This is a genomic window from Pseudomonas sp. LB-090624 (assembly GCF_003205205.1).
Taxonomy (GTDB): domain Bacteria; phylum Pseudomonadota; class Gammaproteobacteria; order Pseudomonadales; family Pseudomonadaceae; genus Aquipseudomonas.
Genome location: NZ_QJRL01000011.1, coordinates 59263 through 82313 on the forward strand (window position 1 = coordinate 59263; position 23051 = coordinate 82313).

Sequence of the window (23051 nt, forward strand, 5' to 3'; positions counted from 1 at the left end):
TCACGGGGATCGGTACCCCAAGCATCCACAGCAGTATCGAGCGCATAGTGATTCTCCTTGCTTAACGTTGAACGGTGCGGTGAGTAACGTAGTCGCCCTCAACCCACTGCACCCGGTCACGCAGACGACCGCCATACAGGGCAGCCAAGCTGGCGAAGAAGGCCCCACACAGCAACGCGACGAAGGTCCACAGCGCTGTCCAGGCAGCAACTTTGGTAGCGGTTTCAGCCGCTTGTTTGGCATCGGTTTTCAGTTGTTGTACCTGGGCCATCACCTGGTCCACGCGCGCTTCAGCTTCGGCCTGGGTCAGGCGAGTGCGTTGCGCAACCAACTGCGCCAGGTAAGCGCGGTCCTCGGCGGGCAACGCACCGTCCCCTGCAATACCCTTGGCCAGAATGCGTGCGGCTACGCTATTTGCAGCATCCTCGCTGACCGGCGCCGGGCCGTCGCCACGGAACAGGCTATCGACGAAGTAGCCCATCGAGTCGTTGTCGCTACCGGTTGCCGACGAAGCACCCGCGGCGGCGGATACTGTGGCCGCCTGGGAAGCCGCACTGGCACCGGCACCCACCAGATTACCTGCAGCACCCAGTATCAGCATCGCCGCCACCAAAGTGGCCACCGCCCAGGACAGGAAGCCATGCGCGGTATCACGAAAGTACACTTCATCGCCGTGCAGGTTGGCCCACTTCACCCGCAGCCGACCCGCGATATAACCGCCAAGGCCTGAAGCAATGATTTGGGTCACCAGCAGCCAGACGATGGTCGAAACGCCCAGGGCTTTCGCGCTGGCGCCTTCGTCAGCCCAAGGCGAGGTGGCCGCAAAGCCAAGGCCGGCGCCCAGTACCACCAGTATCAGGGACACCGACGCGGCGGCAGCCGCGCCAGCGAAGATCGCCGCCCAGGAAACACCTGAGCGGCTTTGCGTATCAACAACGGGATAGTCGGCAGGGGTGATCATGATGTGTGCGCCTTATGTTGTTAGCGAAAATTCCATTCGCGCATTAACCATTGCAGCGGCTGTGCCAGTTGTGACAAAAAATGACGCCCATACAAATCAATGCGTTAGAGAGCTCCGCTGAATCAGGACCGTGCAAAATGCGCGACTGGCGCTAATGCATCAGGTGTTCTGCATTCTTGTAACAGGGCCAGTCGACGGGGCATGATTCGGTCATGACGCTTCCCGACGACGCTGCCCAGACCCCGCTCACCGCCGACACCGTGCTGCGCTACCACCTGTGCTGGAAGCACCGTGACCTCGATGGCGTCATGGCGCTGTACCACCCCGATATCCAGTACCACGACTTCTTTCAGAACCGCGTGCTCGGCTATCAGGAGCTGCGCGACTACGTACGCGCCTGCCTGCCCCATGAAGCCGGCGAGGACATCGTCCACAGCGACCGCATCCGCGTCGATGGCTGCACCGCATTCATCCAGTATCAGGTCACGGTCCAGGGCGGCGACGGCCTTGTGGCGTTCCAGTCCAGCGAGGCGATCACCGTCAGGGACGGCCTGATCTGGCGGGTCAACGAGTACGCCACGCTGGTACGCCAGCATGGCAATGGCCTGGTCAGCAGCGGCCCGCGCCCGGCCACCAGCCGCCTGGGCCTGTCACCGCGGCAACTGTCGACCATGGCCCAGGACCTGGAGCACTACTTCCAGCGCCAGCGCCCGTACCTGGACCCAGAACTGGACCTGCAGCAAGTAGCGGAAGCCAGCGGGTACAGCCGCAACCAGATTTCCTACCTGCTTAACCAGGTGCTCGGGCAAAGCTTCTACCGCTACGTCAACCAGGCGCGGCTGCAGCACCTGATGGCCTGCCTCGACGACGACAGCGTCGAAACGCCGATCGACGACCTGGCATACAACGCCGGTTTCAACTCGCTGTCGGCGTTCTACAAGTGCTTCCGCGAACACACCGGGCTCACGCCCAAGGCCTACCTGAAGCAAATTTCCCTGCGTGCACGCACGTAAGACAGCCGCCCACTGACACCACTAGCATCGCCCACAGACCTTGACGGATGTGGAGCCAAACCCGATGCAACCCCTGCGCACGCTCAGCCTTTGGATGGACCAGCTCGACGAGCCACTGTGCGCCCGCCCAGCCCTGCGCGACGACCTGGACGCGGATGTGTGCATCATCGGTGCCGGCTACACCGGCCTGTGGACCGCCTATTACCTCAAGCGCCAGGCACCCCAGCTGAACATTGCAGTCATCGATGCCAACATCGCCGGTTTCGGCGCCTCGGGGCGCAACGGCGGCTGGCTGATGGGCAACCTGCTTGGCGAAGACCGCTTGCTTGCGAGCCTGTCGCCACAACAGCGACGCAGCAGTACCGACCTGCTGCACGGTATTCCCGATGAAGTACACCGCGTGCTGCAACGCGAAGGCATCGACTGCGACTACCGCAAAGGCGGTGTGCTGTACTGCGCCGCGCGCTACCCGGAACAGGAGCGCAGCCTGCGTGGCTACCTCGATGACTTGTATCGCCAGGGCATGACCGAGGACGACTACCGCTGGTTACGCCCCGAACAACTGGACGCCCAGCTGCGGGTCAGCAACGCCTACGGCGCCATCTACAGCCCGCACACCGCCACCATCCAGCCCGCCAAGCTGGTACGCGGGCTGGCCCGGGCCGTTGAGGCGCTGGGCGTACCGATCTACGAGAACACCCCGGCCATCGATTGGCAGCCCGGCGAGGTACGTACTCCGCTGGCGCGCATCCGCTGCCAATGGATGGTGCCCGCCGTGGAAGGCTATGCAGCCAGCCTGCCGCCGCTGGGCAAACATCAGTTGCCGGTACAGAGCCTGCTGGTAGCCACCGAGCCGTTGCCGGAAACCACCTGGGAGCAGATTGGCCTGAGCCAGGGCCAGGCCTTCAGTGAAAGCAGCCGCCAAGTCACCTATGGCCAGCGGACTGCTGACAACCGCCTGGTGTTCGGCGCACGGGGTGGCTACCGCTTTGGTGGCCGCCTACGCGAAAACTTCAACCTCGACGAGCACGAAATCGAGCTGCGCCGCTACCTGTTCAGCGAGCTGTTCCCACAGCTCAAGCACGTGCGCATCACCCATTCGTGGGGCGGTAACCTTGGCATGGCGCGGCGCTTCCGCCCGCACATGCTCTGCGACCGCCAGCGCGGCATCGCCCTGGCCGGCGGCTACGGCGGCGAAGGTGTCGGTGCCACCAACCTGGGCGGACGCACCCTGGCAGCGCTGATCCTCAACCAGCACAACGAGCTGACCGCGCAACCCTGGGTGCTCGACAACCGACCCGTATCAAGCCTGGCCAGCTGGCCACCCGAACCCTGCCGCTGGCTGGGCTACAACGCGATCATCCAGAGTTTCGTCCACGAGGACCGGACCCTCGCCAACCCCGCCAGTGCGCCGTGGAGGCGGCGCCTGGCCAGCAACCTTGCGGACCTCATGGAAGGCTTCATGCACTGACTTCCCTTTTACCCGACACAGGATCCACCGGTCATGAGCATCACCCAGTTCAAGAACACCGACAGCGCCGTGCTCGACAGTTCCAACCCCGTTGCGGTACCGCTCGGCGAGCCAGTGGCCGTGACCTCGGTCACCAGCGTGGAGCGCAGCGATGGCGTCGAAACCGGCATCTGGGAATGCACCCCGGGGCGGTGGCGGCGGCAGATCGTGCAACAGGAGTTCTGCCATTTCATCAAGGGCCGCTGCACCTTCACCCCGGACGGTGGCGAGCCCTTGGTCATAGAAGCCGGAGACGCACTGATGCTACCGGCCAATAGCACCGGCACCTGGGATATCCAGGAGACCGTGCGCAAGACCTACGTACTTATCTTCTGATCCGCTGATCGCCTGCCTTCGATAACAACAGACAAAGCAAGGTAAACCCGACATGCGCACACTCCTTATCGCCCCCTTGATGCTGGCCGCCAGCGTGGCCGGTGCCGCCGAAACGGTAAAGATCTACAACTGGTCCAGCTACGTTGCCCCGGACACGCTGAAGAACTTCCAGCAAGCCAGCGGTATCGTGCCCACCTACGACGTATACGACAGCAACGAAACCCTCGACGGCAAGCTGATGACCGGCAACTCCGGCTACGACGTGGTGTTTCCCTCCAACCACTTCATGGCCCGGCAGATTCAGGGCAAGGCCCTGAAGCATCTGGACAAGTCGCAGTTACCCAACTGGCACAACCTCAACCCGGTGCTGCTCAAGGCGCTGGAGGTCAACGACCCGGGCAACCAGTACGGCTTCCCGTACCTATGGGGCAGTACCGGCATCGGCTACAACATCGACAAGGTCAAGGCGGTGCTCGGCGACAACGCGCCCGTGGACTCCTGGGACCTGATCTTCAAGCCCGAGTACATGAGCAAGCTGAAAAGCTGTGGCGTCGCAGTGCTGGACAATGGCCCCGAACTGCTGCCGATCGCCCTGCACTACCTGGGCCTGCCGCACCACAGCCAGAACCCGGCGGACTACGACAAGGCCAAGGCGCTGCTGATGCAGGTACGGCCGTACATCAGCTATTTCCACTCGTCCAAGTACACCGGCGACCTGGCCAACGGCGATATCTGCGTGGTGGTGGGCTTCTCGGGGGATGTGCTGCAGGCGAAGAACCGTGCCGACGAGGCGAACAATGGCGTGAAGGTGGGCTATTCGATTCCCAAGGAAGGCGCGCCGATGTGGTTCGACATGGTGGCCATGCCGGCCGATGCACCCGATGAAAAGGCCGGGTATGCCTACATGAACTACCTGCTGCAGCCGGAGGTGATGGCCAACATCAGCAACCATGTGCAATACGCAAACGGCAACCTCAAGGCGGATGGGCTGGTAGACCCGGCAATGAAGGGCAATACGATGATTTACCCAAGCGACGAGGTGATGGGCAAGCTGTATGCGCTGGAAGCGATGCCGGCGAAGATCGACCGTATTCGTACGCGAATCTGGACCAGTATCAAAGCCGGAAATTGAAATGGGGCCGCCTGGCGGCCCCGATTTCAGGCCTTAATGGTGCTCGCGGGTAGCGCGGAACTTGATGTCCGGCCAGCGCTCTTCCATCAACGCCAGGTTGACCCGGGTCGGCGCCAGGTAGGTCAGGTGACCGCCGCCGTCAATAGCCAGGTTTTCCATGGCCTTGGTCTGGAATTCCTCGAGCTTCTTCTTGTCATCGCAGCTGATCCAGCGCGCCGACCAGACGGTGATAGGCTCATAGGCGCACTCGACCTTGTACTCTTCCTTCAGGCGGCTGGCGACCACGTCGAACTGCAGCACACCGACCGCACCGAGGATGATGTCGTTGCTGCGCTCAGGGAAGAACACCTGTGTAGCACCTTCTTCGGCAAGCTGCTGCAGGCCTTGACGCAGTTGCTTGGATTTCAGCGGGTCTTTCAGGCGTACGCGGCGGAACAGCTCCGGCGCGAAGTGCGGGATGCCGGTGAAGCCCAGCGCCTCGCCTTCGGTGAAAGTGTCGCCGATCTGGATGGTGCCGTGGTTGTGCAGGCCGATGATGTCACCGGCAAAGGCTTCTTCCAGCTGCTCACGCTCGGAGGAGAAGAACGTCAGCGCATCGCCGATACGCAGGTCTTTGTTCAAGCGCACATGGCGCATTTTCATGCCCTTCTCGTACTTGCCCGAGCAGATACGCATGAAGGCGATACGGTCGCGGTGTTTCGGGTCCATGTTCGCCTGGATCTTGAACACGAAGCCGGTGAACTTCTCTTCCACAGGCTCCACGGTGCGCTCGTGGGCAACACGGCCAAGCGGACGCGGCGCCCAGTCGACCACCGCGTCGAGCACGTGGTCGACACCGAAGTTGCCCAGCGCAGTACCGAAGAACACCGGGGTCAGCTGACCGTTGATGAACTCGTCCTGGTTGAACTCGTGGCAAGCGCCCTGCACCAGCTCCAGTTGCTCGACGAACGAATCGTACTGGTCGCCCAGGTGGGCACGCGCTTCGTCCGAGTCCAGCTTCTGGATGATCTTGGCTTCGGTGCGCTCGTGGCCGTGGCCGGGGGTGTACACCACGATGTAGTCACCGGTCAGGTGGTACACGCCCTTGAAGTCGCGGTAGCAACCAATCGGCCAGGTGATTGGCGCGGCCTTGATCTTCAAAACGGCTTCGATCTCGTCGAGCAGTTCGATCGGGTCGCGGATGTCACGGTCGAGTTTGTTGATGAAGCTGACGATGGGCGTGTCACGCAGGCGGCACACGTCCATCAGGGCGATGGTCCGCGGCTCTACACCTTTACCGCCGTCGAGCACCATCAGCGCCGAGTCCACCGCGGTCAGGGTGCGGTAGGTGTCTTCCGAGAAGTCTTCGTGGCCGGGGGTGTCGAGCAGGTTGATCATGTGCTCGCGGTACGGGAACTGCATCACCGAGGTGGTGATGGAGATGCCGCGCTGCTTCTCCATTTCCATCCAGTCGGAGGTGGCGTGGCGGTCGGACTTGCGCGACTTCACGGTACCGGCGACGGCAATGGCCTTGCCCATCAGCAGCAGCTTCTCGGTGATGGTGGTCTTACCGGCGTCGGGGTGGGAAATGATTGCGAAAGTGCGGCGCTTCGCGACTTCGGCGGCCTGGTTGGTCATGGGAAATCGCCTGACTGGGGGATTTGAAAGGGGCAGTATCATACCTGAAGTTGGGCCTGGACCAAAATCTGCGGAAGCAGGCGCGGGTTTACCCGCGAAGATGCCGGCACAGACAAAAGAAATCCAACAGACCATCGCTTTATCACGACAAATGACCAAAGCGCAGTTATTTCAACGCCTGCAGCCAATTAAGGCGCTGTTTTTTCTCGCCATGAATCCTGCCACCCAGCGATTAACACTGGCCAAATGCCGCCTCAGATGGGAACCTTTACGCCCACGGAGACGTCCACTCCCCTGCAACCCGCTTCGGTTGGGGACTGGTTTCATCAGCATTTTCGGGCCCGACGGGGTTCGGCTCATGGCCTGATCGCAGCCTTCGGCTTGCATCTCGCTGCTACTCGCGAACACACCACCCGCCGCCAGGATTGGCCGGCTTCCAAGAAGTGTGCTCGCCGACAACACAAGGAGTCCGCCTGTGGCTAAACGCTACGGAAAGGGGCTGTTGGGATGGGCCGCCGTGCTCGTCATCCTGGCCCTGCTGGTCCACTGGATCGGCATCGACACGATCGCGCGTTATCGCGACGATCTTGGGTTCTACCTGCAAGCGCACCTGGTATTGGTGCTGGCTTCGATGGCGGCGGCGCTGGCCGTGGGCATCCCCGCCGGCATTGCGTTAAGTCGACCGCACCGGGTCGACAAAGCCGAGCGCTTTATGCAGTTCTTCAACGTTGGCAACACCATTCCCCCCCTTGCCGTTCTGGCCATCGCCCTGAGTATCCTGGGCATCGGCGCCGGGCCTGCGATCTTCGCACTGTTCCTCGCGTCCCTCCTGCCCATCGTGCGCAACACCTACGAAGGCCTGAAAAACGTCCCCGCCTCGCTCAAGGAAGCCGCTACCGGCATCGGCATGACCCCGCGCCAGCAACTCTGGCAGGTGGAGCTGCCCAACGCGGTGCCGATCATCGTCGGCGGCGTACGCGTGGCCCTGGCGTTGAACGTGGGCACCGCACCGCTGGCATTCCTGATCGGCGCCAACAGCCTGGGCAGCCTGATCTTCCCCGGCATCGCCCTGAACAACCAGCCGCAGCTGCTGCTCGGGGCCGCCTGCACCGCGCTGCTGGCACTGGTGCTGGACGCAGCGGTGAGTTTCTCCAGCAGGCGCTGGCTGGAACGTGGCCTGGCCCAATAAGGATAGGAAACGCATGAAGAAGAGAATCGCCTTGCTGCTGGGCGCGGCCCTGCTGTTCGCAGGAGTTGCCCAGGCAGCGGAAAAACCCCTGGTGCGCATCGGCGCGCGGGTGTTCACCGAACAGACCGTGCTCGCCGAAATCACCGCGCAGTACCTGCGCGCCAACGGCTTTGACGTACGCGTCACCACCGGCCTTGGCAGCAGCATCGCTCGCCAGGCCCAGGAAACCGGCCAGCTCGACCTGATGTGGGAATACACCGGGGTATCGCTGGTGTCCTACAACCACATCGATGAGCGTATGCCCAGTGCCGAGGCCACCTACGCCAAGGTCAAGGAGCTGGATGCCAAGAAAGACCTGATCTGGCTGACCCCATCGAAATTCAGCAACACCTATGCCCTCGGCTTGCCGAAGCAGGTCGCCGAGGCCTACCCCCAGATCAATTCGATCAGCGACCTCAACCAGGTGCTGCGCGACGAGCGCAAGCGTAACCACCTGGTGGCCCTGGACACCGAGTTCGCCAACCGCCCCGACGGCCTGGTCGGGCTCAAGGAGATGTACGACCTGCAGGTCGGCCGCGCCAACATCCGCCAGATGGACGCAGGCCTGGTCTACACGGCCATGCACAACAACCAAGTGTTCGCAGGCCTGGTCTACACCACCGACGGTCGCCTGAGCGCGTTCAACCTCAAGCTGCTCGAAGACGACAAGCACTACTTCCCCGACTACACCGCCGCCCCGGTGGTGCGCAAGGCCGTGCTCGACGCCAACCCGCAACTGGTCGCCCTGCTCAAGCCACTGGCCGAGCAGCTCGATGACGAGACCATGCGCCAGCTCAACGCCAAGGTCGACGTGGACCACCAGAACCCGTCCGCAGTGGCCGCCGCGTTCCTGCGAGAGCATCCCCTCAAGGAGGTACAGCCATGAGCCTGCTCGACACGTTCGCCCACCTCGACTGGGCCCAGGTGCTGCAACTGACCTGGCAGCACATCATGCTGGTCGGCATCGCCGTCGGCCTGGCGATCCTCGTTGGCGTGCCGCTGGGTATCCTGATGACCCGCTTCCCGGCGGTGGCCGGCCCGCTGCAGGCCAGCGCCACGGTGCTGCTGACCATCCCATCGATTGCGTTGTTCGGCCTGCTGCTGCCGTTCTACTCCAAGTTCGGCCAGGGGCTGGGCCCCTTGCCGGCGATCACTGCCGTGTTTCTTTATTCGCTGCTGCCAATCCTGCGCAACACCTACCTGGCCCTGACCAATGTCGAGCCCGGTATCCGTGAAGCCGCGCGTGGCATCGGCATGACCTTCGGCCAGCGCCTGCGCATGGTCGAGCTGCCCATCGCCGTGCCGGTGATCCTCGCCGGCGTGCGCACTGCCGTGGTGATGAACATCGGTGTGATGACCATTGCCGCCACCATCGGCGCTGGCGGCCTCGGCGTGCTGATTCTGACTTCCATCAGCCGCAGCGACATGTCGATGCTGCTGGTCGGCGCCGTACTGGTCAGCCTGCTGGCGATCATCGCCGACCTGCTGCTGCAAACCCTGCAACGTGCCCTGACTCCAGAAGGACTGCGCTCATGATCGAACTGAAGAACCTCAGCAAAACCTTCAACGTCAACGGCAAGGACGTCAAAGCCGTCGACTCGGTAAGCCTCACCGTCAACGAAGGGGAAATCTGCGTGTTCCTCGGCCCGTCGGGCTGCGGCAAGAGCACCACGCTGAAAATGATCAACCGCCTGATCACACCGACCTCCGGCCAGGTGTTCATCAACGGCGAAGACACCACCGGCCTGGACGAAGTCACCCTGCGCCGGCACATCGGCTACGTGATCCAGCAGATCGGCCTGTTCCCCAACATGACCATCGAGGAAAACATTACCGTGGTCCCGCGCCTGCTTGGCTGGGATAAACAGAAATGCCACGAGCGCGCCCGCGAACTGATGCACATGATCAAGCTGGAGCCCAAGCAGTACCTGCAGCGCTACCCACGCGAGCTTTCCGGTGGCCAGCAGCAGCGTATCGGCGTGATCCGTGCGCTGGCGGCAGAAGCGCCGGTACTGTTGATGGATGAACCGTTCGGCGCGGTCGACCCGATCAACCGCGAGATGATCCAGAACGAGTTCTTCGAGATGCAGCGGGCGCTGAACAAGACCGTGATCATGGTCAGCCATGACATCGACGAAGCGATCAAGCTGGGCGACAAGATTGCCATCTTCCGTGCCGGCAAGCTGTTGCAGCTGGATCACCCGGATACCCTGCTGGCGCACCCGGCGGATGATTTCGTCAGCAACTTCGTTGGCCAGGACAGCACCCTCAAACGCCTGTTGCTGGTGCGTGCCGAGGATGCGGCGGACAACGCGCCGTCGGTGAGCCCGGAAACACCTGTGAGCGACGCGCTGGAGCTGCTGGATGAGCACGACCGCCGCTACGTGGTAGTGACCGATGCACAGAACAAGGCCCTGGGCTACGTGCGCCGGCGCGACATGCACCGCCAGCAAGGCACTTGCGGTGATTTCCTGCGGCAGTTCAATGCCACGGCGTCGTACGATGAGCACTTGCGCATCCTGCTGTCGCGCATGTATGAGTTCAACCGCGCGTGGTTGCCAGTGCTGGATGCCGAGCAAGTATTCCTGGGCGAGGTGACGCAGGAGTCGATCGCGGCGTACCTGAGCTCGGGGAGATCGCGCGGGGCCAAGACCAGCATCGTCTCGCCGGCCGAGGCAGTGGTTTCGTAATGCCCGGGGGCGCCTTGCGCCCCATTCTCGGGACGGCGTCGATATCAAGCCTGTGGGAGCGGGCTTGCCCCGCGAATGGGCCGCACAGCGGCCCCCGGCGAGTTCAGATCAGAACCCTACGCTAGCCTGCACATAGAAAGTCCGCGGCTCACCCACATAGAGGCCGGCATTGTTGTCGCTGGAGCGGGTGAAGTACTGCTTGTCGAACAGGTTCTTCACCCCCGCCGCCAGCTTCAGGTTGGACACTTCAGGCCCGAATTCATACCCACCGCGGGCATGCCAGGTCACATAACCCGGAATATCGCCATACTGCCCGTCGGCACTTGGCTGGGTAATGTAATCGCCATTGAAGCTGCCGTCGGCATTGATCCCGGTACCCGGCGCACGCTGCTTCGATTGGGCATAGGCGTCCAGGTTCCAGGTCCAACGGTTAACGGCGTAACGCACCCCGGCAGTGGCCACCTGGCGCGAATAGAACGGCAGGTCACGGCCCTTGAAGCCCGGAATGTCCCCTTCATACGTAGCGCGGGTATAGGTATAGCCACCGCTCACCGAAAGCCCGTCCAGCCGCGGGTCCAGCCCGGCCAGGTCATAACGCACCGAAGCCTCGATGCCCTGGTGCTTGGTCGCACCGAGGTTGGTCCAGCCCACGTCGTTGCTGATGTACTGCAGCTCGTCATCGAAGTCGATGTAGAACGCGGTCAACTCACCGGCGAAACCACCGTTGTCATACCGGGTGCCGATTTCATAAGTCTTGGCCTTCTCCGGCTCCAGGCCATTGGCCGTGCTGTTGCCAGTACCGCCCTGGCCCAGCTGGAAGTACTGCAGGCTGCCAAACGAGGTCTCATAGTTGGCGAACACCTTCCACGCATCGGAGATGTGGTACATCACGCTCAGCGCCGGCAATGGCTCGTTGCTGGTGATGCTGCGCTTCTTCTCCGGCACTGGCTGGCCGTTGGCGCCGAGCACCGGGCGATCGCGCCAGTCAGTGTTGATGTGCTCGAAGCGGATGCCCGGGGTGATAGTCCAGTTGCCCACATCGATCTTGTCGTCGATGTAGTAGGCGCTGGCCTCGGTGCCGCCACTGCGGTCCTGGAACACGTGGCCATCGGAAGTCGGGGTAGGCGTCGGCACATTGTCGATCAGCGCCAGACGAGTGGACTGCTCACGCATCGCTTCTTTCAGGTAGCGGTAACCGACGCTGACTTCCTGGGTGGTCGGGCCTGCGAAAAAGACCCGCGACAGCCGGGGCTCGATGGCGAAGGTGTGATAATTGCGCGGGTATGACGACAGGGTCTTCATGTCGCGCGCGGCAATGGCGCTGCCACGGAAGCTGTCGGTGTAGTAGGTCAGCACTTCGAACTGGGTGGCTTCGTCGAGCTGGCGCTGCCACTTGAACGACACATCCTTGCGGCGGCCGGCGAAGTAGTCGTAATCGCGTACCGACTGATACGGGTTGCTGTCGTACTGGGCCTGGGTCAGGCCGCCGGGCATGTCGGCACGGCCATCGTAGTAATGGAAGTTGAGCCAGAACTCATCGACGTCGGTCGGCGCCCAGTGGGTCTTGAGAATGACGTCGTCGATATCGTTACCGTTATTGCTTTCGCGATAGCCGTTGCCGTTCACCCCGGTGTATAGCAACGCCACGCCCATGCCGTTTTCCGCCGTGCCGCCGACGAAGGCCGACTCGGTATGCTTCCAGCCACCATGCTGGGAGGTTTCCAGGGTGGTGGACAGCTCGGCCGAAGCCTTCTCGGGGATCGCCCGGGTGACGAAGTTGATCACCCCGCCGACGTTCTGCGGGCCATAGCGCACCGAGCCTGCGCCACGCACCACGTCGATGCTGTCGAGGTTGCCCGAGGAAATGGGCGCCATCGACAGCTGTGGCTGGCCATAGGGTGCGAAGGCTGCGGGTATGCCGTCGATCAGCACCGTGGAGCGCGGTGACAGGCGCGACGTCAGGCCACGCACCCCAACGTTCAGCGACAGGTCACTGCCGCCGGTGCCGTTGGAGTCCTGCACCTGCACACCCGGGATACCGCGCAGCACATCGCGCACGTTCATCGCGCCCTTCTCGACCATGGCCTCGCGGCGCACCACGGTGCGCGCGCCAGGGTGGTTCTGCACCACACTCTGTTGGGCATCCCCCAGCCAGTCACCAACCACCTTGATGTCCGTTGGTGCCAGCTCCAGGCTGCCGGTGGTCAAGGTGCCGTCGACCTGGGCCGGTTTGAGCACCACGGTGCCCTGGGACATTTCGTAGGTCAGGCCGCTGCCCTGCAACAATTGCTGCAGGGCTTGCTCAGGCGCCAATGGGCCGGACACGGCCGGGGCCTGCTTGCCAGCCACCAGTTCGGGGCTGAAGAACAGCTGCAGATTGGTCTGCTGGCCAAGCTGGCTCAGCGCCGAAGCCAGCGGCTGGGCCTGGATCTGGATCGCGCTGGCGGCCTGGACGGCCTGGCTATGGACGGCCGCGGCGCTGACCGCCAGGGCCAGCGCCAGGGCGCTCAAGCGTGGGAAGGGCTTGTTGTTGTTCACGTCGTCGAAACTTCCTGAATGCGGAATAAACGCCAACCGCGTGCAAATGGAAATGCTTGGCAGTTGCAGCTGGCGAGGAAGACGAACGAGCGGAAAAAAACCTGAATTTATTTCGCGACTATTTCGCGCGAACCGTCCTCATGGGCCTTGATGGCTACCGGCAGGATGCTCGGCAAGGCACGCAGCAACGCGTCGGTGTCGTCGGTGTTGAAGGTACTGGACAGGCGCAACTGGGCGACTTTACCCGGGGCGACCCGCAATGGCTGGCTGCGGTAGCGCGAAGCTTCGGCCACCACATCGGCGAGGGTAGCGTTGTCGAACACCAGCTTGCCCTGCCGCCAGGCGGTGATGGCGCCGGTGTTCACCGCATAAGGTGCGGCTACCAGGCCTTGTGCATTTATATTCGAGCCCTGCCCAGCCGTCAGTCGTGCCAACGACGCACCCTGGCCCTGCACCCGTACCGAACCCTGCTCCACCGCCACACGAGTGCTGGCCGGGTCCAGGCGCACATCGAAGCGCGTTCCGGTGACCGTTACGCGGCCTTGCGCAGTGTCGACCACGAACGGCCTGCTGCTGTCATGGGCGACGCTGAACATCACCTCACCGGCACTCAGGCGGATATGCCGCTGCCCGGCGCTGAAGTCGACTTGCAGCTGCGTACCGCCATTGAGCTCGAGGTGCGAGCCATCCGGCAATTCGACCTGGCGTCGCTCGTTGAAGGCAGTCTGCAAGCTGCCCTGATGGTTCAGTTGCTGGTAGTGCCAGCCGCCCCAGCCAAGGCCCAGCGCCAACACCGCGACACTGGCAGCCAGCGCCTGACGCAGCCAACGCCGACGTGGCAGCTGCTGTACCGGTGCCGGCTGGGCCAACGCCTCCAGGCGCTGGCGTGGAATCAAGTCGGCGGCCTGCCATACCCGGCAGAGATGCTCGTATTCCTGGCGGTGACGCTCATCGCTGGCCAGCCAGGCACGCAACTGTTTCTGCAGCCCGGCATCCTTGGGCGCATCCTGCACACGGACGAACCAGGCGGCGGCCTGCTCGCGGACGGTTTCGCTACCGTGCGGTTTCATCGAAAAGGTCTCCTGACTCATCATGCCGACACATCCAGCTGCTCACGCAGGTGCCGAAGCGTGCGGATCATATACTTTTCGACCATGTTCTTGCTCAAGCCCATGCGCTCGGCGATTTCGGCCTGGGTCAGGCCCTCGAGCTTCTGCCAGATGAACACCTGCCGGCAGTTGAGTGGCAGCTCGGCCAGCGCCCGCTCCACGCTGTCAGCCAGCTCCAGCGCATGCACGTATGCCTCTGGGTCGCCACTGCCGGCAGCAGCGGCGTCGAAGACCCCCTGCTCCAGGGCCTGGCGGCGATCCTCGCGGCGAAAACCATCCACGGCAATGTTGCGTGCGGTCTGGTGCAAGTAGGCGCGTGGCTGCTCGACCCGCTCGCGCGGGTTTTCCAGTACCCGGACAAAGGCATCGTGGGTGAGGTCCTCGGCCTGCTGCCGACTGCGCAATTTGCGCGTCCAGGTGCCGATCAGCTCATGGTAGTGGTCGAGGAAGCCTTTGGGTCCGGACACGGTCGGGGTCATCAGGGAGGCAGACAAGGGTGCGAATAGTAATGTTTCTCATCAAAACCAGCAAATCCGCCAGTCGGTAACAAAAAATTTATGGGCGATTTCCTGTACGGGGGTGCCAGGAATATGTGGCCATAAATATGAACACCCGCGGCCTTTTCGCAGGCAAGCCCGCGCCCACACGCAACGCGTATCCCCTGTGGGAGCGGGCTTGCCCGCCAAGGGGTCAATCCGGTCCATTCCACAATTTTTTACGCTTGAAACATCGCGGGGAACATCAGCCGGTCACACGAGTCGGTTATTCAAATGGCTGGTCGTCGATCAACGCCGATCACGCCCGGATTGCCTGTTGATTCTGCATTCTTCACGCCCTAAAGTGCGCGCCGAACGTCCATGCTGGAAACGATCCATCCGGCTCAAGTACTGAGTAGGCGAACCAAAGTGGGGATACGGAGGACGTTCAGTTTGCAGCCACTTATTCTTTTTGTTTGCCCATGGAGTCCCTGAGCATGTCGATCCAGGTCGAAGACTATTTCGCGCGTGACACCTTCCAGAAAATGAAGGCGTTCGCCGACAAGCAGGAAACCCCGTTCGTACTCATCGATACCCAGATGATCAGCCAGGCCTATGACGACCTGCGCGCCGGTTTCGAATTCGCCAAGGTCTACTACGCGGTCAAGGCCAACCCGGCCGTCGAGATCATCGACCTGCTCAAAGAGAAAGGCTCGAGCTTCGACATCGCCTCGATCTACGAGCTGGACAAAGTGCTGGGTCGCGGCGTCAGCGCCGACCGCATCAGCTACGGCAACACCATCAAGAAGTCCAAGGACATCCGCTACTTCTACGAGAAGGGTGTACGCCTGTATGCCACCGACTCGGAAGCCGACCTGCGCAACATCGCCAAGGCCGCCCCGGGTTCGAAGGTGTACGTGCGTATCCTGACCGAAGGCTCGACCACTGCCGACTGGCCGCTGTCGCGTAAGTTCGGCTGCCAGACCGACATGGCCATGGACCTGCTGATCCTTGCCCGCGACCTGGGCCTGGTGCCTTACGGCATCTCCTTCCACGTCGGTTCGCAGCAGCGCGACATCAGCGTATGGGACGCCGCCATCGCCAAGGTCAAGGTCATCTTCGAGCGCCTGAAGGAAGAAGACGGCATCGAGCTGAAGCTGATCAACATGGGTGGCGGCTTCCCGGCCAACTACATCACCCGGACCAACAGCCTGGAAACCTACGCCGAAGAGATCATTCGCTTCCTCAAGGAAGACTTCGGTGACGAACTGCCGGAAATCATCCTCGAGCCAGGCCGTTCGCTGATCGCCAACGCCGGTATCCTGGTCAGCGAAGTGGTGCTGGTCGCACGTAAGTCGCGTACCGCCGTCGAGCGCTGGATCTACACCGATGTGGGCAAGTTCTCTGGCCTGATCGAAACCATGGATGAAGCTATCAAGTTCCCGATCTGGACCGAGAAGAAAGGCGAAGCCGAGGAAGTGGTCATCGCCGGCCCGACTTGCGACAGCGCCGACATCATGTACGAAAACTACAAGTACGGCCTGCCGCTGAACCTGGCCATCGGTGACCGCCTGTACTGGCTGTCGACCGGCGCCTACACCACCAGCTACAGCGCAGTGGAATTCAACGGCTTCCCGCCGCTGAAGGCTTACTACCTGTAATGCAGAACGGGGCCGCAAGGCCCCGTTTTCATGTGTGCTCTCCTAGGCCTCTTACTCGCCGCGCCGCTCGATCTCTTCGGCATACCGTGCGGCAAAGGCCATCAACACCGGCCCCGCGCCCTGCAGGGTTACCAACGCAGCACGCAGGAAATTCATGTTCCCTGTAACCCGGGCCTGCTCCAGCCACTGCCCGGCCTCGGCCAACTGCCCGCGCTCGACCAACACCAACGCCAGGCTGAACATCCCGCGGAAATCCCCCGCCTCGGCCGAGCGTCGATACCAGCGCACCGCCCGCGCCGGGCTCGGTGCCGTGGCAATACCCTGCTCCAGGTAACGCCCATACAGGTTCATCGACTTGGCATGCCCCAACTGCGCAGCCTTTTCGTAACACATGAGCGCCTGCGCCTGATTGGCCGGCACCCCGCGCCCGGTAGCCAGCAGGTTGCCCAGGTTGTAAAGGCCCCAGTCCAGCCCGGCGTCTGCGGCACGCGCATAATGAATGGCCGCCTGTTCCAGGCTTGGCTCCCCCCCCCAGCCATGCTCCAGGCAACGGCCGAGCATGTTGTGCGCCATGGGACTACCGCCCTGTGCAGCAATACCGAACCATCGGCGGGCAACGGTGGCATCCTCCTGGATACCACGGCCATCCAGCAGGATCTGCCCCAGCAGCAACTGCGCCTCGATCGCGCCCTGCCCCGCCGCTGCCAGAATTGCCTGGGCGGCCTTGCCGGGGCTCTCCTCGAGCATGGCCTGCAAGCCGGCCACATCCACTACTTCCTCACGTCGCAACTGATAGGACACGGCTCAGACCTCGGCCCAGCGGCGCAGCAGGTTGTGGTAGGTGCCGGTCAACTGGAGCAGCGCAGGGTGCTCAGGTACGTCGGCTGTCAGTTGCTGGATGGCGTTATCCATCTCGAACAGCAACGCCCGCTGGCTGTCCTCACGCACCAGGCTCTGGGTCCAGAAGAACGCGGCATAGCGTTGGCCACGGGTAACCGGGTTGACCTTGTGCAGGCTGGTACCGGGGTATAGCACCAGGTCACCGGCGGCCAACTTGACCTGCTGCTCGCCAAAGGTGTCCTGAATCACCAGCTCGCCGCCGTCGTAGCTGTCCGGGTCGCTGAGGAACAACGTCGAGGACAGGTCGGTGCGCACCCGCTCCGGGCTGCCCTTGGGCTGGCGCAAGGCATTGTCGATATGGAAACCGAAACTGCCGCCTTCGCGGTAGCAGTTGATCAGCGGCGGGAACACCTTGTGGGGCAAGGCTGCCGACATGAAGCGTGGGGTTTTCCACAGGCGGTCGATCAGCGCACTACCGATTTCCTTGGCCAGCGCATGGCCTTCCGGCAGCTGCAGGTTGTGCTTGGCCTTGGCTGACTGGTAGCCAGCCGTAACCTTGCCGTCGGCCCAGTCGGCCTGCTCCAGCGCCTTGCGGATACGGGCCAGTTCATCTGCGTCGAACAGGCCTGGGATGTGAAGCAGCATGGCGGCGGCACCGTAAGGAAATGCAAAGGCGCCAATGATATTGATTCCCTTTTGCGCTACACAAGCCCCATTCACCGCTTAAGACGTTTCAGCTGCATGAAACCGTAAGGGCAAATTGTAAAGATTGTAAATTCTTCACGAATGGTAACGAATCTCAATTGTGAGTCACAATTGCTTACATTAGTATCCGCCGCCTCAACACCTTGGGGAAGGTTCTTAGCAATGCGCCAGTACGTACCATCTGCAGTGAGCTCACCACGCCTGATCGTTACCGCCATCGGTGTGGCGCTAAGCGCCTCGTCGGTTCACGCCGCCGACCCGGCTGCCAGCAGCGCCATCACCCTGGACGCCACCAGCGTCAACGGCAAGGCTGAACAGGCCAGCACCGACTACAAGGTCGAAAAGGCCGCTTCGCAGAAGTACACCGCACCGCTGGTGGACACCCCGCGTTCGGTTACCGTGATCCCGCAGCAGGTGATCAAGGACACCAACGCGCTGACCCTGCAGGATGCCCTGCGCACCGTGCCAGGCATTACCTTCGGCGCTGGCGAAGGCGGCAACCCGCAAGGCGACCGGCCGTTCATCCGTGGCTTCGACGCCCAGGGCGACACCTACCTGGACGGCGTGCGTGACACTGGCGCGCAAACCCGCGAAATCTTCGCCATCGAGTCGGTGGAAGTGGCCAAAGGGCCAAACTCGGCCGTGGGCGGCCGTGGTGCAGCAGGGGGTACCATCAACCTGGTGAGCAAGCGCGCACACTTGGGCAACTCGCTGGACGGCGCCTGGACCTGGGGCAGCGACCAGACTCAGCGCTACACGTTCGACGGCAACTATCAGTTCAGCGATACCGTTGCCGGCCGCCTGAACCTGATGACCCATGAAAGCAACGTCGCCGGCCGCGACAAGGTCAACTACGATCGCTGGGGTATCGCCCCGTCGCTGGCCTTCGGCCTGGGTACGCCAACCCGCGTCAACCTTGACTACTACCACCTGGAAAGCGACGACCTGCCGGACTCGGGCATTCCGTACACCATCCCTGCAAACGGTAGCGCCGGGCGCACCTCGGCGCACCCGAGCAAGCCGAACGACGGTGGCGACAGCGACAACTTCTATGGCCTGACCGGTCGCGACTTCCGCAAAACCCGCGTGGACATCGCCACCTTCGCCATCGAGCACGACCTGACCGACTCGCTGACCATCAAGAACACCCTGCGTCACGGCAACAGCATGCAGGACTACATCCTGACCCAGCCTGACGACAGCAAGGGCAACGTCAACAACGGCAGTGTCTGGCGCCGTGCCAACACCCGCGTCGGCAACACCGCTACCACTACCAACCAGACCGACTTGTTCGGCGAGTTCTACGTCGGCGGCCTGAAAAACAGCTTCTCGACCGGTATCGAGCTGAGCCGTGAAGAAAGCGAGCGTTCGAGCTACACCGTCAACACCGACACCGTGCCTGGCGGCGCTGCCAATTCCAACTGCACCCCGGGCATGATCGGCGCCACCAGCGGCTACAACTGCACCTCGCTGGGCAACCCGAACCCGGATGATCCGTGGAACGGCACCATCTCGCGCAACTATGCCGGCACCACCACCAACAGCAAGACCCGGGCAATCTACGTGTTCGACACGCTGGAGCTGACCCCGGAGTGGCTGGTCAACATGGGCCTGCGCTACGACCACTTCGACACTGACTACAAGACCTACAACGCTGCGGGCACCACCACCGCCAAAGGCAAAGATGTCAGCGAGTTCGTGACCGGCCAGCTGGGCCTGGTGTGGAAGCCGGCCGAAAACGGCAGCATCTACGTGTCCTATGCCACCTCCGCCACGCCACCAGGCGCCATGCTTGGCGAAGGTACCGAAGGCAACCCGCTGGGCGGCACGCCAGACCGTAACGGCAACCTGCTGGGCAGCGACATGGAGCCGGAAGAAACCACCAACTACGAAATCGGTACCAAGTGGGATCTGCTTGACGAGCGTCTGTCGCTGACCGCGGCGCTGTTCCGCACCGAGAAGGAAAACGCCCGGGTCCAGGTCAACACCAACACCTACGAGAACATTGGCGAAACTCGGGTTCAAGGTATCGAACTGTCGGCCAGCGGCAAGCTGACCGACAAGTGGCAGGTATTCGCCGGCTACACCTACATGCAGGCTCGCCAGATCGACGGCGGCCCGGTGGGCAAGGCCAACGACGGCAACCAGTTGCCGAACACGCCAAACAACAGCGCCAGCCTGTGGACCACCTACTCGATCACGCCAAAGCTGACTGTGGGCGGTGGTGCGTTCTACGTGGATGACGTGTACGGCAACGTGGCCAACACCACCATGGTCGACAGCTACGTACGCTACGACGCCATGGCCGCCTACAAGCTGACCAAGAACATCGACCTGCAGCTGAACGTACAGAACCTGACCAACGAGGTGTATTACGACAAGGCATTCTCCACCCACTTCGCCAACCAGGCGGCCGGGCGGACTGCACTGTTGACCACCAGCGTGCACTTCTGATGTCGGCGTTGGGTTGATCCGCTAGAAAGGCTGCTCCTGTAGCGGCCCGCTCGCGGGCTTGTCCCGCGAAGCGTTCAGCACGGGCATCACTCAAGGCAGCCCACCCCCTGCCCCGTTCAATGAGCGGGGCTTTTGCGTATCAAGGCATAATGCACGCCGCGCAGTCTGCGGCAGCAACACAAGGTGATCGATGTGGTGAAGAAGACGCTGTTCCAATTGCACTGGTTCTTTGGCATCACCGCTGGCCTGGTGCTGGCCTTGATGGGCATTACCGGGGCGCTGTACTCGTTCCAGGAAGAACTGCTGCGCGCATTCAATGCCGATGTGCTCAAGGTCGAAGTACGCGCCGAAGGCGTGCTGCCGCCAGCTGAACTGGTGCAACGGGTCGAAGCCCAGCAGCACGACAAGGTATCGATGCTGTGGGTCGACGTGCGTGAAGGCAACGCCGCACGCATCTTCTTCACGCCGCCACCGGGCGAGCGCCGCGGTCAGCTGCGTTACGCCGACCCGTACACCGGCGAGCTCAAGGGTGAAGTGGCCGGGCAAGACTTCTTCAACCTCATGCTCACCCTGCACCGCTTCCTGGCCATGGGCGATACCGGCCGGCAGATCACCGGTGCCTGTACCCTCATGCTGGTGTTCTTCTGCCTCTCCGGCCTGTACCTGCGCTGGCCGCGCAAAGCGCTGGACTGGCGCACCTGGCTGACCTTCGATTGGGCCAAGAAAGGCCGTGCCTTCAACTGGGACCTGCACGCCGTCGCAGGTACCTGGTGCCTGCTGTTTTACCTGCTGTTCGCGCTGACCGGCCTGTTCTGGTCCTATGAGTGGTACCGCGAGGGCCTGAACAAACTGCTGGCCGATAAACCGGCTGCGGGCCAGCAACAGAAGCGCGGCGAAGGCCGTGGGCGCCACGGGCCGCAGAAGGTCGACAAGAATGCCCCGCCACTGGTGGTCGATTACGACGCCATCTGGGCCAACCTCAAGAACGCCGCCGGCCCAGGCCTTGCCACCTACAACCTGCGACTGCCCCCGGTCGGCGGCCAACCGGCAAACCTGTTTTACCTGCTCGACAGCGCCGAACACCCTCGCGCCTTCAACACCCTGGTGCTGGACCCGGCCACCGGCCAGGTGAAAAACCATGACCGCTACACTGAAAAGTCCTTCAAGGCTCAACTGCTGCAGAGCGTCTACGCCCTGCACGTGGGCGAGTACTTCGGCCTGCCAGGGCGCATCATCGTCACTGTCGCCAGCCTGACCATGCCACTGTTCTTCGTCACTGGCTGGCTGCTGTACCTCGACCGCCGCCGCAAGAAGCGCCAGGTGCGTGCCGCCCGCGGCAACGTTGCCCGCAACGATGGCAGCGGCGATAGCTGGCTGATCGGCTTTGCCAGCCAAAGCGGCTTCGCCGAGCAACTGGCCTGGCAGAGCGCAAGCCAGCTGCAGGCCGCCGGCATGCCGGTGCAGGTACGCGCTTTGGCCGAACTGGGTGAACATGACCTGCGCCAAGCCCGCCGTGCGCTGTTTGTGGTGAGCACCTTCGGCGACGGCGAAGCGCCTGACAGCGCCCGCGCCTTCGAGCGCAAGGCACTAGGCCAGCCGTGGGCACTGAACCACCTCAACTACGCCCTGCTCGCCCTCGGCGACCGCCAGTACCCGCACTTCTGCGGCTTCGCCCGGCGTCTGCAGGCGTGGCTGGGCGAGCGCGGTGCCAGCAGCGCGTTCAGCCCGGTAGAAGTGGACAACGCCGATCAGGCGGCACTGCAGCAGTGGCAACAGGAACTGGCGCAGCTGACGGGCGCCCAGCCGGTGGCCGCCTGGCAGCCGCCAAGCTTTGGTAGCTGGTCGCTGGTGCACCGCAAACTGCTCAACCCCGGCAGCCAGGGGCAGCCGGTTTACCTGCTCGGCCTGCAGCCGCAAGCGCCTGCCAGCTGGGAGGCCGGTGACCTGGTGGAAATCCTGCCGCTGAATGGACAACCGCGGATCGACGCGTTCCTCAAAGGCATGGCGCTGGACGCAAGTACCCCGGTGCAAGTGAATGGCCTGAACGAAACACTTGCCCAGGCCCTCGCGGGTCGCCAGCTACCAACACGCCGCGATCACCTTATCGGTCTGCATCCACAGGCGCTGGTCGATGCCCTGGTGCCGATTGGCAGCCGCGAGTACTCCATTGCCTCGATTGCCAGTGATGGTGTGCTGGAGCTGATCGTGCGCCAGGAACGCCATGCCGATGGCAACCTGGGCCTGGGCTCCGGCTGGCTGACCGAGTACCTGCCGTTGAACGGCACCCTGAACCTGCGCCTGCGCCGTAACAGTGGCTTCCATCTGCCAGAAACCGCCGCCCCGATGATACTGATCGGCAACGGCACCGGCCTGGCCGGCCTGCGCAGCCTGCTCCGGGCGCGGGTGAATGCCGGTGAGCAGCGTAACTGGCTGCTGTTTGGCGAGCGTAATCGCGCGCATGACCTGCTGTGTGGTGAGGAGCTGCAAGGGTGGCTGCAAAGCGGTGACCTGGCACGCCTGGACCTTGCGTTTTCGCGGGATCAGGCCGAAAAAGTGTATGTGCAGGATGTGTTGCTGCAGCAGGCTGAAGCGTTCAAGGGCTGGGTGGCTGAGGGCGCCTGTGTCTATGTCTGCGGCAGCCTGCAAGGGATGGCTGCAGGGGTGGATGCTGCGCTCATCGGCATGCTTGGGGAAGCCGCTGTGCAGCAGTTGATCGAGGATGGGCGGTATAGGCGGGATGTTTACTGACCAGACATCGATGTAACTCGCCCCGGCCTCTTG

Annotated in this window: 18 protein-coding genes; 11 read left to right on the plus strand and 7 right to left on the minus strand. The window is 62.7% G+C overall.

From position 1 onward, the window contains the following. Positions 1-61 precede the first annotated feature (61 nt). On the minus strand, positions 62-961 hold the full coding sequence (locus tag DMX11_RS13080) for a hypothetical protein (protein WP_110744905.1): 900 nt from the start codon (positions 959-961) through the stop codon (positions 62-64). 212 nt (positions 962-1173) lie between these two features. Between DMX11_RS13080 and DMX11_RS13085 the strand changes: the two genes are divergently transcribed. The 4 genes from DMX11_RS13085 (at position 1174) to DMX11_RS13100 (ending at position 4952) form a co-directional block, all read left to right on the plus strand. After that, complete coding sequence (locus DMX11_RS13085; RefSeq protein WP_110744906.1) at positions 1174-1974, plus strand: nuclear transport factor 2 family protein; 801 nt, start codon at positions 1174-1176, stop codon at positions 1972-1974. A 64-nt stretch (positions 1975-2038) separates the two neighbouring features. Then, on the plus strand, positions 2039-3445 hold the full coding sequence (locus DMX11_RS13090) for an FAD-binding oxidoreductase (RefSeq protein ID WP_110744907.1): 1407 nt from the start codon (positions 2039-2041) through the stop codon (positions 3443-3445). Positions 3446-3478: 33 nt separating this feature from the next. Further along, complete coding sequence (locus tag DMX11_RS13095) at positions 3479-3820, plus strand: cupin domain-containing protein (protein WP_110744908.1); 342 nt, start codon at positions 3479-3481, stop codon at positions 3818-3820. A 52-nt stretch (positions 3821-3872) separates the two neighbouring features. Next, positions 3873-4952 carry a polyamine ABC transporter substrate-binding protein gene (locus DMX11_RS13100; RefSeq protein WP_110744909.1) on the plus strand — a complete coding sequence of 360 codons (1080 nt, stop codon included), beginning with the start codon at positions 3873-3875 and terminating at the stop codon, positions 4950-4952. Between the two features lie 33 nt (positions 4953-4985). Here DMX11_RS13100 and DMX11_RS13105 read toward each other — a convergent pair whose 3' ends face one another. Continuing rightward, entirely contained in the window at positions 4986-6569 is a 1584-nt protein-coding gene (locus DMX11_RS13105; RefSeq protein WP_110744910.1) for a peptide chain release factor 3, read from the minus strand. 475 nt (positions 6570-7044) lie between these two features. Here DMX11_RS13105 and DMX11_RS13110 point away from each other — a divergent pair, with 475 nt between their 5' ends. The 4 genes from DMX11_RS13110 to DMX11_RS13125 are packed head-to-tail and all read left to right on the plus strand — an operon-like array spanning position 7045 to position 10487. Next, the gene (locus tag DMX11_RS13110) at positions 7045-7758 is read left to right on the plus strand and encodes an ABC transporter permease (protein ID WP_003248483.1); all 714 of its coding nucleotides are present in this window, start codon (positions 7045-7047) and stop codon (positions 7756-7758) included. A 13-nt stretch (positions 7759-7771) separates the two neighbouring features. Continuing rightward, positions 7772-8683, plus strand: a complete 912-nt coding sequence (locus DMX11_RS13115) for a glycine betaine ABC transporter substrate-binding protein (RefSeq protein ID WP_110744911.1) — start codon at positions 7772-7774, stop codon at positions 8681-8683. Further along, complete coding sequence (locus DMX11_RS13120; RefSeq protein WP_010952080.1) at positions 8680-9333, plus strand: ABC transporter permease; 654 nt, start codon at positions 8680-8682, stop codon at positions 9331-9333. The genes DMX11_RS13115 and DMX11_RS13120 overlap by 4 nt, the downstream gene beginning before the upstream one ends. Next, a complete protein-coding gene (locus DMX11_RS13125; RefSeq protein WP_110744912.1) occupies positions 9330-10487 on the plus strand; it encodes a betaine/proline/choline family ABC transporter ATP-binding protein in 1158 nt (385 codons plus the stop codon). Before DMX11_RS13120 ends, DMX11_RS13125 begins: the two co-directional genes overlap by 4 nt. Positions 10488-10595: 108 nt before the next feature. On the opposite strand, the gene DMX11_RS13130 is transcribed toward DMX11_RS13125, so the two are convergent. The 3 genes from DMX11_RS13130 to DMX11_RS13140 all read right to left on the minus strand — a co-directional run bounded on the left by DMX11_RS13130 (position 10596) and on the right by DMX11_RS13140 (position 14613). After that, positions 10596-13025, minus strand: a complete 2430-nt coding sequence (locus DMX11_RS13130) for a TonB-dependent receptor (RefSeq protein ID WP_110744913.1) — start codon at positions 13023-13025, stop codon at positions 10596-10598. A gap of 107 nt (positions 13026-13132) precedes the next feature. Beyond that, positions 13133-14095, minus strand: coding sequence for a FecR family protein (locus tag DMX11_RS13135; protein WP_110744914.1), 963 nt, complete (start codon positions 14093-14095; stop codon positions 13133-13135). Positions 14096-14115: 20 nt separating this feature from the next. Next, entirely contained in the window at positions 14116-14613 is a 498-nt protein-coding gene (locus tag DMX11_RS13140; protein ID WP_110744915.1) for an RNA polymerase sigma factor, read from the minus strand. 494 nt (positions 14614-15107) lie between these two features. On the opposite strand from DMX11_RS13140, the gene DMX11_RS13145 reads away from it, so the two are divergent. Beyond that, positions 15108-16271, plus strand: a complete 1164-nt coding sequence (locus tag DMX11_RS13145) for a type III PLP-dependent enzyme (RefSeq protein WP_016713187.1) — start codon at positions 15108-15110, stop codon at positions 16269-16271. 51 nt (positions 16272-16322) lie between these two features. Here DMX11_RS13145 and DMX11_RS13150 read toward each other — a convergent pair whose 3' ends face one another. After that, positions 16323-17072, minus strand: a complete 750-nt coding sequence (locus DMX11_RS13150) for a tetratricopeptide repeat protein (protein WP_110744916.1) — start codon at positions 17070-17072, stop codon at positions 16323-16325. 3 nt (positions 17073-17075) lie between these two features. Further along, a complete protein-coding gene (locus DMX11_RS13155) occupies positions 17076-17756 on the minus strand; it encodes a Fe2+-dependent dioxygenase (RefSeq protein WP_110744917.1) in 681 nt (226 codons plus the stop codon). A 222-nt stretch (positions 17757-17978) separates the two neighbouring features. Here DMX11_RS13155 and DMX11_RS13160 point away from each other — a divergent pair, with 222 nt between their 5' ends. Both DMX11_RS13160 and DMX11_RS13165 read left to right on the plus strand, forming a co-directional pair. Continuing rightward, complete coding sequence (locus DMX11_RS13160; protein WP_110744918.1) at positions 17979-20270, plus strand: TonB-dependent siderophore receptor; 2292 nt, start codon at positions 17979-17981, stop codon at positions 20268-20270. Between the two features lie 192 nt (positions 20271-20462). Next, positions 20463-23018 carry a sulfite reductase flavoprotein subunit alpha gene (locus DMX11_RS13165; protein WP_110744919.1) on the plus strand — a complete coding sequence of 852 codons (2556 nt, stop codon included), beginning with the start codon at positions 20463-20465 and terminating at the stop codon, positions 23016-23018. Positions 23019-23051: the final 33 nt, after the last annotated feature.

Excerpts from the sequence above, each read along its gene's own strand:
- DMX11_RS13080 (WP_110744905.1), bottom strand. The coding sequence starts at position 961 with ATGATCACCCCTGCCGACTATCCCGTTGTTGATACGCAAAGCCGCTCA.
- DMX11_RS13085 (WP_110744906.1), top strand. The coding sequence starts at position 1,174 with ATGACGCTTCCCGACGACGCTGCCCAGACCCCGCTCACCGCCGACACC.
- DMX11_RS13090 (WP_110744907.1), top strand. The coding sequence starts at position 2,039 with ATGCAACCCCTGCGCACGCTCAGCCTTTGGATGGACCAGCTCGACGAG.
- DMX11_RS13095 (WP_110744908.1), top strand. The coding sequence starts at position 3,479 with ATGAGCATCACCCAGTTCAAGAACACCGACAGCGCCGTGCTCGACAGT.
- DMX11_RS13100 (WP_110744909.1), top strand. The coding sequence starts at position 3,873 with ATGCGCACACTCCTTATCGCCCCCTTGATGCTGGCCGCCAGCGTGGCC.
- DMX11_RS13105 (WP_110744910.1), bottom strand. The coding sequence starts at position 6,569 with ATGACCAACCAGGCCGCCGAAGTCGCGAAGCGCCGCACTTTCGCAATC.
- DMX11_RS13115 (WP_110744911.1), top strand. The coding sequence starts at position 7,772 with ATGAAGAAGAGAATCGCCTTGCTGCTGGGCGCGGCCCTGCTGTTCGCA.
- DMX11_RS13120 (WP_010952080.1), top strand. The coding sequence starts at position 8,680 with ATGAGCCTGCTCGACACGTTCGCCCACCTCGACTGGGCCCAGGTGCTG.
- DMX11_RS13125 (WP_110744912.1), top strand. The coding sequence starts at position 9,330 with ATGATCGAACTGAAGAACCTCAGCAAAACCTTCAACGTCAACGGCAAG.
- DMX11_RS13135 (WP_110744914.1), bottom strand. The coding sequence starts at position 14,095 with ATGAAACCGCACGGTAGCGAAACCGTCCGCGAGCAGGCCGCCGCCTGG.
- DMX11_RS13140 (WP_110744915.1), bottom strand. The coding sequence starts at position 14,613 with ATGACCCCGACCGTGTCCGGACCCAAAGGCTTCCTCGACCACTACCAT.
- DMX11_RS13145 (WP_016713187.1), top strand. The coding sequence starts at position 15,108 with ATGTCGATCCAGGTCGAAGACTATTTCGCGCGTGACACCTTCCAGAAA.
- DMX11_RS13155 (WP_110744917.1), bottom strand. The coding sequence starts at position 17,756 with ATGCTGCTTCACATCCCAGGCCTGTTCGACGCAGATGAACTGGCCCGT.
- DMX11_RS13160 (WP_110744918.1), top strand. The coding sequence starts at position 17,979 with ATGCGCCAGTACGTACCATCTGCAGTGAGCTCACCACGCCTGATCGTT.